This window comes from Aquabacterium sp. A08, assembly GCF_011742065.1.
Genome location: NZ_JAAQQT010000544.1, coordinates 15,763 through 29,123 on the forward strand (window position 1 = coordinate 15,763; position 13,361 = coordinate 29,123).

General features: G+C 68.1%; 12 protein-coding genes. 1 reads left to right on the top strand and 11 read right to left on the bottom strand.

The window, feature by feature from the left end; translation table 11 throughout:
* Nucleotides 1-9: 9 nt before the first annotated feature.
* The 10 genes from HA630_RS04735 to rpsB all read right to left on the bottom strand — a co-directional run bounded on the left by HA630_RS04735 (nucleotide 10) and on the right by rpsB (nucleotide 10,286).
* Complete coding sequence (locus tag HA630_RS04735; protein WP_166832797.1) at nucleotides 10-528, bottom strand: OmpH family outer membrane protein; 519 nt, start codon at nucleotides 526-528, stop codon at nucleotides 10-12.
* Nucleotides 528-2,846, bottom strand: a complete 2,319-nt coding sequence (bamA, locus tag HA630_RS04740; protein ID WP_166832799.1) for an outer membrane protein assembly factor BamA — start codon at nucleotides 2,844-2,846, stop codon at nucleotides 528-530. Before bamA ends, HA630_RS04735 begins: the two co-directional genes overlap by 1 nt.
* 12 nt (nucleotides 2,847-2,858) lie before the next feature.
* Entirely contained in the window at nucleotides 2,859-4,223 is a 1,365-nt protein-coding gene (gene rseP, locus HA630_RS04745; protein WP_166832801.1) for an RIP metalloprotease RseP, read from the bottom strand.
* A 10-nt stretch (nucleotides 4,224-4,233) separates the two neighbouring features.
* Complete coding sequence (ispC, locus tag HA630_RS04750; protein WP_371809198.1) at nucleotides 4,234-5,421, bottom strand: 1-deoxy-D-xylulose-5-phosphate reductoisomerase; 1,188 nt, start codon at nucleotides 5,419-5,421, stop codon at nucleotides 4,234-4,236.
* Nucleotides 5,422-5,467: 46 nt separating this feature from the next.
* On the bottom strand, nucleotides 5,468-6,289 hold the full coding sequence (locus HA630_RS04755; protein WP_166832805.1) for a phosphatidate cytidylyltransferase: 822 nt from the start codon (nucleotides 6,287-6,289) through the stop codon (nucleotides 5,468-5,470).
* A 19-nt stretch (nucleotides 6,290-6,308) separates the two neighbouring features.
* Nucleotides 6,309-7,043, bottom strand: a complete 735-nt coding sequence (gene uppS / locus HA630_RS04760) for a polyprenyl diphosphate synthase (RefSeq protein ID WP_166832807.1) — start codon at nucleotides 7,041-7,043, stop codon at nucleotides 6,309-6,311.
* 33 nt (nucleotides 7,044-7,076) lie between these two features.
* The gene (frr, locus tag HA630_RS04765; protein ID WP_166832809.1) at nucleotides 7,077-7,637 is read right to left on the bottom strand and encodes a ribosome recycling factor; all 561 of its coding nucleotides are present in this window, start codon (nucleotides 7,635-7,637) and stop codon (nucleotides 7,077-7,079) included.
* A 33-nt stretch (nucleotides 7,638-7,670) separates the two neighbouring features.
* Nucleotides 7,671-8,381, bottom strand: a complete 711-nt coding sequence (gene pyrH / locus HA630_RS04770) for a UMP kinase (RefSeq protein WP_166832811.1) — start codon at nucleotides 8,379-8,381, stop codon at nucleotides 7,671-7,673.
* Nucleotides 8,382-8,532: 151 nt separating this feature from the next.
* Nucleotides 8,533-9,429: a translation elongation factor Ts gene (gene tsf / locus HA630_RS04775; RefSeq protein ID WP_166832813.1), complete on the bottom strand. Its 897-nt coding sequence runs from the start codon at nucleotides 9,427-9,429 to the stop codon at nucleotides 8,533-8,535.
* 107 nt (nucleotides 9,430-9,536) lie between these two features.
* Nucleotides 9,537-10,286: a 30S ribosomal protein S2 gene (gene rpsB / locus HA630_RS04780; RefSeq protein WP_166832815.1), complete on the bottom strand. Its 750-nt coding sequence runs from the start codon at nucleotides 10,284-10,286 to the stop codon at nucleotides 9,537-9,539.
* A gap of 183 nt (nucleotides 10,287-10,469) precedes the next feature.
* Between rpsB and HA630_RS04785 the strand changes: the two genes are divergently transcribed.
* Complete coding sequence (locus tag HA630_RS04785; RefSeq protein WP_166832817.1) at nucleotides 10,470-12,020, top strand: NAD(P)H-hydrate dehydratase; 1,551 nt, start codon at nucleotides 10,470-10,472, stop codon at nucleotides 12,018-12,020.
* Between the two features lie 12 nt (nucleotides 12,021-12,032).
* Here HA630_RS04785 and HA630_RS04790 read toward each other — a convergent pair.
* Nucleotides 12,033-13,361, bottom strand: a 1,329-nt coding sequence (locus tag HA630_RS04790; RefSeq protein ID WP_166832819.1) for an efflux RND transporter permease subunit, incomplete at its 5' end; no start/stop codon positions are given.

A 13,361-nucleotide genomic window follows, 5' to 3' on the forward strand; every position in this document is an offset into this window, starting at 1 on the left:
GACGGCCCATCACTTGGCCCCGTTCAGCGCGTTGATCACTTTGCCGGTGATGTCGTGCTTGGGGTTGATGTAAACCGCTTCCTGGATGATCAGGTCGTATTTCTCGGCCTCGGCCACCTGCTTGATGATGCGGTTGGCACGCTCCAGCACCTGCTGCAGTTCCTCGTTCTTGCGCTGGTTCAGGTCTTCCTGGAATTCGCGGCGCTTGCGCTGGAATTCGCGGTCCTGGTCCACCAGCTGGCGCTGCCGTGTGGTGCGCTGGGCTTCCGACAGGGTCGGGGCGTCCTTCTCGAATTTCTCCGAAGCGGTGCGCAGCTGGCTGCCCAGGGCCTCCACCTCGCGCTCGCGGCGGGCAAATTCCTGTTCCAGCTTGGTCTGGGCGGCCTTGGCAGCGGCGGACTCGCGGAAAATCCGGTCGGTGCTGACAAAGCCGACCTTGAAATCTTGGGCGTGGGCCGCCACCGCGGCCAGGCCGATCAGGGCCGCCGCGCAGGCGTTGCGCCAGGGGTGGCGAGAGGTCGTGGTCATCAAAACGAGGTTCCGATCTGGAATTGGATGCTCTGGGTCTTGTCACCCTCGAACTTGCGCACCGGGCGCGCGTAAGCGATTCTAAGCGGCCCCACCGGGGAGATCCAGCTGATGCCCACCCCGGCCGACGCGCGCAAGTCGGAGAACTTGGCGGTGTTGCCAGGGGTGTCGTTGGAGATGTTGCCGATGTCGAAGAAGCCAAACATGCGCAAGGTGCGGTCGTTGCCGGCGCCAGGGAACGGCGCAATCACTTCGGTGTTCAGCACCAATTTCTTGGAGCCGCCGATGTAGGCGTCGTTGGTGGCGCCCTGGATCGGGCTGGTGCCCCCCAAGGTGCCCTGCTCGAAACCGCGCACCGAGCCCAAGCCACCACCGTAGAAGTTCTTGAACAGCGGGAAGGGCTTGCCCCCCAGGCCCTTGCCCCAACCGGCTTCGGCGTTGAAGGCCAGGGTGAACTTCTTGTTCAGCGGAATGTACTGCTGGAACTGGTAGTTGACCTTGGCGTAGCGGGTGTCACCGGCCAGGCCCAGTTCGCCGTTGAAGCGCTGCAGGCGGCCGTCGGAGGGCACCAGGGCGCTGTCGCGGGTGTCGCGGGCCCAGCCCACCGTCACGGGCACCGAGGTGGCCGAAGGACCGAAGTCGTTGATGAACTGGTCGTAGGCGTCGGGCAGGCCGTCGCCGCGCTCGATGCGGGTCTGCTCCACGCCGATGCCGAAGAACACGGTGTCGGTCTCGGTGAAGGGCACACCGAAACGGATGCTGGCACCCGGCGTCACCAGGCGGTAATCGCCTTCCTGTTCCGACAGCGGCCGCGTGGTGCGGTAGTAGACGTCCAGCGTGCGCGAGATGCCGTCGGCGGTGAAGTAGGGGTCGGTGGTGCTGAGCACCAGCTGCTTGTTGAACTTGCTGGTGTTGACGTTCAGGCCCAAGTAGTTGCCGGTGCCGAACACGTTTTCCTGCTGGATGCCGGCGACAAACGACAGCTTTTCGGACTGCGAGTAACCCGCGCCCAGGGTCAGGTTGCCGGTGGGTTTTTCCACCACGGTCACCACCAGGTCGACCTGGTCGGGCGTGTCGGGGATTTCCTGGGTGTCCACGCTGACCTGGGTGAAGAAGCCCAGGCGGTCCACCCGGTCGCGCGACAGGCGGATGCGGTCGCTGTCGTACCAGGCGGCTTCGAGCTGGCGGAATTCGCGGCGCACCACCTCGTCGCGGGTGCGGTTGTTGCCTTCGACGTTGATGCGGCGCACGTAAGCGCGGCGCGACGGCTGGGCGCGCAACACAAAGGCCACGGTGCTGTTGTCGCGGTCGATTTCGGGCACCGCCTCGACCCGGGCAAAGGCGAAGCCAAACCCGCCGAAGTAATCGGTGAAGGCCTTGGTGGTTTCGGCCACGTCCTCGGCGTTGTAGGCCTGGCCCGGGCGGATCTTGACCAGGGTCTTGAACTCCTCGTCCTTGCCGAGGTAATCGCCCTCCAGCCGCACCGAGGACACCGCGTAGCGCTTGCCTTCGGTGAGGTTGATGGTGATGGACATGTCGTCCTTGCCCGGGGCAATGGCGACCTGGGTGGAGTCGATGCTGAACTCCAGGAAACCGCGCGACAGGTAATACGAGCGCAGGCTTTCCAGGTCGGCGTTGAGCTTGGCGCGGGAATAGCGGTCGGATTTGGTGTACCAGCTCAGCCAGCCACCGGTGTCCAGGTCGAACAGGTCGCGCAGCGTCGATTCGCTGAAGGTCTGGTTGCCGACGATGCGGATGTCGGTGATCTTGGCGACATCGCCCTCGGTGACGCTGAAGTTGATGTTGACGCGGTTGCGCTCGATCGGGGTGACGGTGGTCGTCACCTGTGCGGCGTACATGCTGCGGTTGAGGTACTGGCGCTTGAGCTCCTGCTCGGCGCGGTCGGCCAGGGCCTTGTCGAACGGCCGGCCCTCGGTCAGACCCACGTCGCGCAGTGCGCGGCGCAACACCTCGTTGTCAAACTCCTTCACGCCGGAAAAACCGACGTCGGCCACGGTGGGGCGCTCTTCCACGATCACCACCAGCACCTCGCCGTCCACCTGCAGGCGCACATCGGAAAACAGGCCAAGGCCGAACAGCGAACGGATGGCGGCCGAGCCCTGTTCGTCGTTGTAGGTGTCGCCCACACGGAACGGCAGCGATGCGAAGATGGTGCCCGGCTCCACCCGCTGCAGGCCTTCGACGCGGATGTCGCGCACGGTGAAGGGGTCCACGGCCCAGGCGGGCATGGCCGCCACCAGGCTGGACACCAGCGCGCCCCAAGTGACACCCCGCCAACGCGTTTGCTTGTTTTTCATGAAAGAGAGTTTTCAGCCCAGCAGGCGGGCGACATCGTTGAACATGGCGATGGACATGAGCCCCAGCAACACCGCGACACCGCCGCGCTGCAGGCGTTCCATCCAGGCGTCGGACACCGGGCGTCCGGTCACCGCCTCCCACAGATAATACATCAGGTGCCCCCCGTCCAAAACGGGCAGCGGCAGCAGGTTGAGCACGCCCAAACTGACGCTGATGAGGGCGAGAAACAGCAGGTAGGGCGTCAGGCCCAGGCTGGCGGACTTGCCGGCGTAGTCGGCGATCGTCAGCGGTCCGCTCAGGTTCTTGAGCGAGGCCTCGCCGATCAGCATTTTGAACATCATCCGCAGCGACAGCGCCGACACCTCCCAGGTGCGGACCACGCCTCGCCACACCCCTTCGAGCGGGCCGGCGGTCACGGTGCGCATGGCCGGGGCCGCCCCCACATAGGCCCCGATGCGGCCGACCCAGGCCTCGCCGTCGCGTTCGCCCCGGGGCTGCACGGTCAGCTCCAGCCACTGGCCACCACGTTCCAGTTGCCAGCGTTGCGCCAGGCCCTGGCCCTGCGCGTCGGTCCCGGCCCGGATCAGGCCGCGCAGCTGCTGGGCGTCGGCAATGGCCACACCGTCCACGGCACGCACCCGGTCGCCGGGTTGCAGGCCGGCCGCCTCGGCCGCACCGCCGGGCATGAGTTCGCCCAGCTCGGGGGCCGACCAGGGCGCCACCACCCCGATAGTCTGGAACAGGCTGGCGTCGGCATCGCGGGCTTCCAGCTGCGACAGCGGCAGCAGCACCTCGCGCCCCACCCCGCCGGGGCTGTCGGCCAGCCACAGGCGCAGGTCCTGCTGCGCCAGAGCGGCCTGGGTCAGGCGCCAGCGCAGCGCGTCGAAGGAGGCCACCGGCTCGGGGTCGGCATCGGCCGTGGCGGTCTGCAGCACCCATTCGCCGCCGCGCACGCCGGCGCGGTCGGCCAGCGACGCCGGCACCGGGCTGGACAGGACCGGCTCGGGCTCCTGCACCCCGGACCATGAGACGGCGGCGTACAACAGCACCGCCAGCAGCAGGTTGGCGGCGGGACCGGCGGCCACGATGGCGGCGCGTGCGCGCAGCGGCTGGGTGTTGAAGGCGCGGTGGCGTTCGGCCGGATCGACCGGGCCTTCGCGCTCGTCGAGCATGCGCACGTAGCCCCCCAGCGGCAAGGCACACAGGGTGTATTCGGTGCCGCTCTGGGGAGAGGTCCAGCGCCACAAGGGCTGGCCGAAACCGATGGAAAAACGCAGCACTTTCACGCCGCAGGCCACGGCCACGCGGTAGTGGCCGTATTCGTGCACCGCGATCAGCAGCCCCAAGGCCACCACGAACGACACAACCGTCAGCATCCCCACTCCTTCAGGACAGGCGGCGCACCTGCGCCTCGGCCAGCTGCCGGGCCTCCTGGTCCAGGGCCATCAAGGCGTCCAAGCCGCTGAGGTTGGAGGGCAGGCAGGCCTCCAAAGTTGCACGGTTGACCGCGTGAATCTGGTCGAAACGCAGGCGCCGCTCCAGGAAGGCGGCCACCGCCACCTCGTTGGCGGCATTGAGCACGGCGGTGGTGCCGGCCGGAGCGCGCAAGGCCTCCCAGGCCAGGTACAGGCCGGGAAAACGCGCCGGGGTGGGCGGCTCGAAGGTCAGGGCGCCCAGGCCCAGAAAATCCAGCGCCTGCGCGCCAGAGGCCATGCGTTCGGGCCACGACAGGCCGTAGGCGATCGGCACCCGCATGTCCGGGGTGCCCAGTTGCGCCACCACCGAACGGTCGTGGTACTGGACCATGGAGTGCACCACGCTCTGCGGATGGATGACGACCTCGATCTGCTCCGGCGCCAAGCCAAACAGGTACCTGGCCTCGATCACCTCCAGCGCCTTGTTCATCATGGTGGCGGAATCGACCGAAATCTTGCGACCCATGACCCAGTTCGGGTGGGCACAGGCCTGCTCGGGGGTGACCGACGCCAGCGTGGCCGGGTCGCGCTGGCGGAACGGCCCGCCGGAGGCGGTCAGGATGATTTTTTCGACGCGCAGCGCCCAGGTGCTGGGGTCGTCCGGCAGGGATTGGAAGACGGCCGAGTGCTCGCTGTCGATGGGCAGCAGCGTGGCGCCGCCTTGGCGCACCACCTGCATGAAAAACTCGCCACCGACCACCAGGGCTTCCTTGTTGGCGAGCAACAGCTTCTTGCCAGCGCGGGCCGCGCTCAGGCACGGCGCCAGGCCCGCCGCGCCGACGATGGCGGCCATGACGGTGTCCACCTCAGGGTCGGCGGCCACGTCGCACAGGGCCTGGGCACCCGACAGCACCTCGGTGGCCAGGCCGTGGCCGGCCAAGGCCTGGCGCAAGGCGGGCGCGCCCGCGGCATCGATCACCGCATAACGCGGCCGAAAGCGCAGGCACTGGGCCAGCAGTTCGTCCACCCGGCTGTGCGCGCTCAGGGCAAACACCTCGAACCGTTCGGGGTGGCGGGCGATGACGTCCAGCGTGTTGGTGCCGATGGAGCCGGTGGCCCCCAGCACGGTGACGCGTTGCGGGCGGGAAGAAGGGTTCACAGCGGGCCCAGTGTGCATGGAATCGGGAGCCAGAAAACGGCGGGTTTCACAGCGTGGCCAGCATCATGGCGACGGGCAACACCGGCAGCAGAGCGTCCACCCGGTCGAGCACCCCACCGTGACCGGGCAGCAGGCCACTGGAGTCTTTGACCCCGGCACTGCGCTTGACCAGGGACTCGATCAGGTCGCCGGCAACGCTCAGGGCGGTGAGACCGGCCAAAGCCAACAGGGCCGGCAGCGGGCCCAAGGCCCACAGGCGGCCGTAGAGGCTGTCGGCGGAGGGATCGATGGCCACCCAGCCCGCCGCCAGCAGCAGCACGCCTGCGGCGCCGCTGTACACACCGGCCCAGCTTTTGCCGGGGCTGATGGCCGGTGCCAGTTTGCGCCGGCCCCAGGCCTTGCCACCGAAATAGGCGGCGATGTCGGCCATCCAGACCAACATCAGGACGCTGAGCAGCATGGCCACGCCCAGGTGCCGCGCCTGGGCCATCGCCCACCACGCCAAACCAATGAGCACCCAGCCCACGCCGAAACGCCAGACGCGCGGCAAAGCGGGCCAACCGGCCACCCCCGCGCGCAGCAGGCCCACCGCCAGCAGCACCCACACCAGCGCCGTGCCCTGCCACAGCAGCGGCACGGGCGCAGCGAAGCCCAGCCACCACCACAAGGCGGCCAGCAGCGTCCCCAGCGCGCCACCCGACAACGCGGCCGCCACCGGCCCCAGGCCGTTGAGCCGGGCCCACTCCCAGCCACCGCCCACGATGAACAGCAGGGCCACGGCACAGAACGGCTCAGGCGCGGGATAGAACAAGGCCGGCAGCAGCACCGCGAGCAGCAGCAGTGCGGTGATCACACGTTGTTTGAGCATGGGCGGCGGGCCGTGTCGGTCAATGGGCAGGGGCCGACGGCGCCTGGATTTGCTCGGGGGTCAGGCCGAAGCGGCGCTGCCGGCCCGCGTAGGCGGCCAAGGCCCGGTCGAACTCGGCCTCGTCGAAAGCCGGCCAGAGACGGTCGGAAAAAAACAGCTCGCTGTAGGCCAGTTGCCACAGCAGAAAGTTGCTGATGCGCAGCTCGCCACCGGTGCGGATCAGCAGGTCCGGGTCCGGCACATGCGCCAAGGCCAGCTCGGCGCTCAGGCCGGCTTCGGTCACGGCTTCGCCACGCTGGGCCAGGCGTGCGGCGGCCTGCACCACGTCCCAACGCCCTCCGTAGTTGAAGCAGACGTTGAGCACCAGGCGGTCGTTGCCGGCGGTGTCGCGTTCGGCCTGGGCCAGCCCCTGAGCCACCGCCGCCGGCAGCGCAGCGCGGTCGCCGGGGAAATGCAGGCGCACCCCCGAGCGGGACAGTTCGGGCACCTCGCGCGAGAGCGCCTTGGCCATCAGGCCCATCAGGCCCGAAACCTCGTCCACCGGGCGCTTCCAGTTCTCAGACGAAAAGGCGAACACGGTGAGCACCCGCACCCCGCGGGCCATGCTCCAGCGCACCACGGCACGCAGGGTTTCCAGCCCCTGGCGGTGCCCGGCCAGGCGCGGCAGAAAGCGCTGCTTGGCCCAGCGGCCGTTGCCATCCATCACGATGGCCACATGGACCGGCACCGCCGGCGAAGTCACATCGGTCGCCATTGAACAGGAACCATCGACCCGGCAGACGCCGCGTCAGATGGCCATCAGCTCCTGTTCCTTGGCGGCGATGATCTTGTCCACTTCGGCGATCATCTTGTCGGTGAGCTTCTGGATCTCGTCCTGGCTGCGGCGCTCGTCGTCTTCCGAGGCGAGCTTGTCCTTGACCAGTTTCTTGACGTGTTCGTTGGCGTCGCGCCGCAGGTTGCGGATGGCGATCTTGGACTGCTCGCCTTCAGAGCGCACCACCTTGGTCAGTTCCTTGCGGCGTTCTTCGGACATGGGCGGGATCGGCACCCGGATCAGGTCGCCCTGCGACGCGGGGTTGAGGCCCAGGTCGGATTCGCGGATGGCTTTTTCGATCTTCGCGCCCATGCCCTTTTCCCACGGAGCCACACCGATGGTGCGGCCGTCGATCAGGGTCAGGTTGGCCACCTGCGACAGCGGCACCATGGAACCGTAGTACTCCACGTGCACGGTGTCGAGCAGCTGCGGGTTGGCACGGCCGGTGCGCACCCGGGCCAGGCTGCCCTTGAGGGCCTCCAGCGACTGGTGCATCTTGTGGTCGGTGGTTTTCTTGATCTCAGACAGTTCCATGGTTCACCTCGTTGTTCTGGGAAAAGCGGTGCGTCAGACGTGGACCAGCGTGCCCTCGTCTTCGCCCAGCACCACACGGCGCAGCGCGCCCGGCTTGAAAATGCTGAACACCCGCACCGGCAGGTTCTGGTCGCGGCACAGGGCAAACGCGGTGGCGTCCATCACCTGCAGCTGGCGGGCCATGGCCTCGTCGAAGCTGATGGTGGTGTAGCGCGTGGCGGCCGGGTCCTTTTTCGGGTCGGCGGTGTACACGCCGTCCACCTTGGTGGCCTTGAGCACGATTTCTGCCCCGATCTCGGCGCCGCGCAGGGCCGCGGCGGTGTCGGTGGTGAAGAAGGGGTTGCCGGTGCCCGCGGCGAACACCACCACCTTGCCCTCTTCCAGGTACTGCAGGGCTTTGGGGCGCACGTAAGGCTCCACCACCTGGTCGATGGCGATGGCCGACATCACCCGCGCCTTGACGCCGGCTTTCTCCATCGCGTCGCCCAGAGCGAGCGAGTTCATGACCGTGGCCAGCATGCCCATGTAGTCGGCGGTGGCGCGGTCCATGCCGACCGAACCGCCGGCCACCCCGCGGAAGATGTTACCCCCCCCGATGACCACCGCCACCTGCACACCCAGACGGGTGACCTCGGCAACCTCCTCGACGATGCGCACGATGGTGGCCCGGTTGATGCCGAAGGCATCGTCGCCCATCAGGGCTTCACCGGACAGTTTGAGGAGGATGCGCTGGTGGGCTGGCATAGGCGGCGTGGTGGTCAAATAAAAGAATTTTAGGGGCTGTGGTGTGACAACGGCCGGTCCCGCGGGGGACCGGCCGTGTAATTTTTTGTGAGCCGTGCAGCCTGTGTGCCGAAGACCCACGCGGCCCGCCGCGGTGGGCGGGCCAGGCCGATCAGGCGCCTTGGGCGGCGGCTTGGGCGGCGGCCACTTCGGCGGCGAAGTCTTCAACCTTCTTCTCGATGCCCTCGCCCACCACAAACATGGTGAAGCCCTTGACGCTGGTGTTCACCGATTTCAGGTAGGCACCCACGGTCTGCTTGCCGTCGGCGGCTTTCACGAACACCTGGTCCAGCAGCGAGACTTCTTTCAGGTACTTCTGCACCGCGCCTTCGATCATCTTGGCGGCGATGTCGGCCGGCTTGCCCGATTCGGCGGCCTTGGCTTCGGCGACGGCACGCTCCTTGGCGACCAGCTCGGCCGGCACGTCGGCCGACGACAGCGACACCGGCTTCATGGCGGCGATGTGCATGGCGGCGTCCTTGGCGGCCACGGCGTCGCCGTCGAACTCCACCATGACGCCGATGCGCACACCGTGCAGGTAAGCGGCCAGCTGGCCGCCGCCGCTGTAGCGCTTGAAGCGGCGGATGGTCATGTTTTCACCGATCTTGCCGACCAGACCCTTGCGCACTTCTTCCACGGTGGGGCCGAAGCCTTCCATGGACAGGGGCAGCTCGGCCACGGCCACCACGTCGGCGGGATTGCTCTTGACCACCAGTTCGGCCACGGCGTTGCAGAAGGCCAGGAACAGGTCGTTCTTGGACACGAAGTCGGTTTCGCAGTTGACTTCGACCAGGGCACCGGTGTTGCCATCGATGAAGGAGGCGACCACGCCTTCGGCGGTCACGCGGCTGGCGGCCTTGCCGGCCTTGTTGCCCAGCTTGACGCGCAGGATTTCCTCGGCCTTGTCCATGTTGCCGTCGGCCTCGGTCAGGGCCTTCTTGCATTCCATCATGGGGGCGTCGGTCTTGGCGCGCAGTTCGGCGACCATGCTTGCGGTGATTGCAGCCATCTTGTTTCTCCGTCTGAGCCGTTGCGGCTCAATGATTCAGTGTCTGGGTGAAAAAACGGTTACAAAAAAGGGGCTGCTGGAGCCCCTTTTGTGTTGGGCGCAGGCGCTCAGGCGGCGTCTTGCACTTCGACGAACTCGTCGCTGCTGTCGGCTTGCACGGCCTTGACCAGGTCGTTGCCGGCGTTGGCACGGCCTTCCAGGATGGCGTCGGCGATGCCACGGGCGTACAAGGCCACGGCCTTGGCCGAGTCGTCGTTGCCGGGGATCACGTAGTCGATGCCTTCGGGGTTGTGGTTGGTGTCGACCACGCCGATCAGCGGAATGCCCAGCTTCTTGGCCTCAGACACGGCGATCTTGTGGTAGCCGACGTCGATCACGAAAATGGCGTCCGGCAGGGCGGTCATGTTCTGGATGCCGCCGATGTCTTTTTCCAGCTTTTCCATTTCGCGGGCGAACATCAACTGTTCTTTCTTGGACATGGCGTCCAGGCCGGCTTCCTGCTGGGCCTGCATGTCTTTCAGGCGCTTGATGGAGGTTTTGACCGTCTTGAAGTTGGTCAGCATGCCGCCGAGCCAACGCTGTTCCACACAGGGCACGCCGGCACGGGCGGCTTCCTGGGCCACGATGTCACGCGACTGGCGCTTGGTGCCCACCATCAGCACGGTGCCGCCGTTGGCGGTCAGCTGGCGCACGAACTTGGCGGCCTCTTCGAACATCGGCAACGTCTTTTCGAGGTTGACGATGTGGATTTTGTTGCGGTGACCGAAGATGAACGGGGCCATCTTGGGGTTCCAGAAGCGGGTTTGGTGACCGAAGTGGACACCGGCTTCCAGCATTTCGCGCATGGAAATGGACATGATTGAGATCTTTCCAGAGGTTGGGTCTTAAAGCAGGCCCCGATCCCCCGCACAATGGGCGGGCGACACCTGTGTGGGCCTGTTTGCGATTGCTTGGCGAATGGGTCGCGCAAGCGCAACCACGATTCACAAAGCCTGTCGAGTATAGCATTCGCCAGAAATCCGGTCGAGACACCCCCGCCCATGCAACGCCTGCCCCTTGCCGCCCTGCCCCGCCCCCTGCCGCTCTGCCGCAGTGCCGCCACGCGCGCGCTGGAAGCCCAGGCCCTGGCCAGGCTGCCGCCCCACACCCTGATGCAACGGGCCGGCCTGGCCGTGTACCGGCTGGGGCGGGCGCTGGTGCCGCACGCGCGGTCGGTGTGGGTGGCGTGTGGCGGCGGCAACAACGGCGGCGACGGGCTGGTGGCCGCGCTGGCCTGGCACCGGCACCTGACCCCGCTGGGCGGCACGGTGCAGGTGGGCTGGCTGGGCGATGCCACCCGCCTGCCGCCGGATGCGCGCGCCGCTTACGCAGCGGCGCAAGCCGCGGGCGTGGCGTTCGTCGACACCCCCCCCGCGCGGGTGGACCTGGCGGTGGACGCGCTGCTGGGCCTGGGCCTGCAGCGGCCCATGGGCGGCGCCCTGGCCGACGCCAGCCACTGGCTGCAGAACACAACCGCCCCGGTGTTGTGCGTGGACCTGCCCAGCGGGCTGGACCCCGACACCGGGCGCTGGCTCAGCCCTGCGCCTTGCCGGCCGACCGGTGCGCGACACACGCTGGCGCTGCTGACGCTGAAACCCGGCCTGTTCACCGGACACGGTCGCACCGCCTGCGGCGAGCTGTGGTTCGACGACCTGGACGTCACCCGCCCCGACGCACCGGACACCCCGCCCGACGCCTGGCTGCACCCCGCCCCGGCACAGCACCCCTGGCAGGCCGACCACGCCAGCCACAAAGGCAGCCGCGGCAACCTGTTGGTGATCGGCGGGCAGGACGCCGCGGTCAACGGCCAGGGCATGACCGGTGCGGCGGTGCTGGCCGCCCGGGCAGGTTTGCACGCCGGGGCCGGTCGGGTTTACGTCGGGCTGCTGGGTCGTCCCGGGCAAGCACCGGCGTGGGCCGCCGACCCGCTGCAACCCGAATTGATGTTCCGCCCCGCCGAGGCCCTGGCCAAGCTGGCGGCAGAGCCCGACATGGTCAGCGTTTGCGGTTGCGGCGGCGGCGTGGCGGTGGCCAACTGGCTGCCGTCCTGGCTGGCCCGCAGCCCCTGCGTGGTGCTGGACGCGGACGGCCTGAACGCCGTGGCCGCCGACCCGGCCCTGCAAGCCTTGCTCAGCGCCCGCGCGACACAAGGGCACACCACCGTGTTGACGCCGCACCCGCTGGAGGCCGCACGGCTGCTGGGCTGCGACACCGCCACCGTACAGGCCGACCGCCTGGCGGCGGCCCAGGCGCTGGCCGAGCGAACGGGGACCACCGTGGTGCTCAAGGGCTCTGGCAGCGTGGTGGCGGCCCCAGGACAGGTGCCGCGCCTGAACCCCACCGGCAACGGCCTGCTGGCCACGGCCGGCACCGGCGACGTGCTGGCCGGCTGGGTGGGCGCGCGGCTGTGCCGCGGCGTGGGCGCCGACCGGGCCGCGGTACAGGCGGCCGTGGCCGATGCGGTGCACGCGCATGGCCTGCGGGCCGACCAGTGGCCCGACCCGCACACCCCGATGACCGCGAGCGACCTCATCGGCCTGCCCCGCAGTTGAAGGGGCTGCGGCTCAGGCGTCGGCCGTGGCCGGCAGCCCGGCCCGGTTCGCGCCGGGCACCTGGCGGCGGGCGAACAGGGTGTAGACCGTGGGCACCACGAAAATGGTCAGCAGCGTGCCCAGGCTCATCCCCCCGACGATGACCCAACCGATCTGCTGGCGGCTCTCGGCCCCGGCACCGCTGGCCAGGGCCAGGGGCACCGCGCCCAGCACCATGGCGCCGGTGGTCATCAGGATGGGGCGCAGCCGCAACTCGGCCGACTGGCGCACCGCGGCGGCCACGTCCAGCCCCTGCTGGCGCAGCTGGTTGGCGAACTCCACGATCAGGATGCCGTGCTTGGTGATCAATCCCACCAGGGTGATCAGGCCGATCTGGCTGAACACGTTGAGGGTGCCCCCGGTCAGTTTGAGCGCCAACAACGCACCCAGCATGGACAGTGGCACGCTGAGCATGATGACGAAGGGGTCGATGAAGCTCTCGAACTGCGCGGCCAGCACCAGGTAAATGAACAACAGCGCCAGCACGAACACCACCGCCAGCGAGCCGGAGGCGTTGCGGAATTCACGGCTTTGGCCGTTGAGGTCGGTGGTGTAACCCGGCGGCAACACCTCGCGGGCGATGCCGTCCATGATCTCCAGCGCCTGGCCCAGGGCCAGTTCGGGCGCCAGGTTGGCGGTGATGGACGCGCTGCGGCGCTGGCCGAAGTGGTTCAGCTCGCGCGGCACCACCACCTCGCGCGTGCTCACCAGCGAGGCCAGCGGGATCATCGCGTCGTTGCGGCCGCGCACGAACAGGCGGTCGATGTCGTCGGGCGTGCTGCGCTGGGACGACTCGGTCTGCACCACCACGTCGTACTGCTCGCCGTCGCGCTTGTAGCGGGTGACCAGGCGGCCGCCCAGCATGGTTTCCACGGTGCGGGCGATGGCGTCCACGCTCACCCCCATGTCGGCGGCGCGCTCGCGGTCCACGTCGAGGCGGATTTCGGGCTTGTTCAAGCGCAGGTCGGTGTCCACCTGCAAAAAGCCGGGCTGCTGCGCCAGGCGGTCCTGGAACTGCCGCACCACCTGGGCCAGGTTGGCGTAGCTGTCGTTGGTGACGATCACGTAGTTGATCGGCCGTTCGCGAAAGCCCTGGCCCAGCGACGGCGGGGTGATGGGGAAGGCGCTGATGCCGGGCAGGCCGGCGATCTTCGGCGCGACCTCGCGGGCGATCTCTTGGGTGGTGCGTTCGCGTTCCTCCCAGGGTTTGGCGCGGAAGAACACGTTGCCCTGGGCCACCGAGGGGTTGCCGATGTTGGCAAAAATCCGGTCGAACTCGGGGTAGGCCTGGCCGATGCGCTC

What these genes read in the sequence shown, in the direction of transcription:
- HA630_RS04735 (WP_166832797.1), bottom strand. Translation starts at nt 528, where the DNA reads ATGACCACGACCTCTCGCCACCCCTGGCGCAACGCCTGCGCGGCGGCC.
- bamA (WP_166832799.1), bottom strand. Translation starts at nt 2,846, where the DNA reads ATGAAAAACAAGCAAACGCGTTGGCGGGGTGTCACTTGGGGCGCGCTG.
- rseP (WP_166832801.1), bottom strand. Translation starts at nt 4,223, where the DNA reads ATGCTGACGGTTGTGTCGTTCGTGGTGGCCTTGGGGCTGCTGATCGCG.
- HA630_RS04755 (WP_166832805.1), bottom strand. Translation starts at nt 6,289, where the DNA reads ATGCTCAAACAACGTGTGATCACCGCACTGCTGCTGCTCGCGGTGCTG.
- uppS (WP_166832807.1), bottom strand. Translation starts at nt 7,043, where the DNA reads ATGGCGACCGATGTGACTTCGCCGGCGGTGCCGGTCCATGTGGCCATC.
- frr (WP_166832809.1), bottom strand. Translation starts at nt 7,637, where the DNA reads ATGGAACTGTCTGAGATCAAGAAAACCACCGACCACAAGATGCACCAG.
- pyrH (WP_166832811.1), bottom strand. Translation starts at nt 8,381, where the DNA reads ATGCCAGCCCACCAGCGCATCCTCCTCAAACTGTCCGGTGAAGCCCTG.
- tsf (WP_166832813.1), bottom strand. Translation starts at nt 9,429, where the DNA reads ATGGCTGCAATCACCGCAAGCATGGTCGCCGAACTGCGCGCCAAGACC.
- rpsB (WP_166832815.1), bottom strand. Translation starts at nt 10,286, where the DNA reads ATGTCCATTTCCATGCGCGAAATGCTGGAAGCCGGTGTCCACTTCGGT.
- HA630_RS04785 (WP_166832817.1), top strand. Translation starts at nt 10,470, where the DNA reads ATGCAACGCCTGCCCCTTGCCGCCCTGCCCCGCCCCCTGCCGCTCTGC.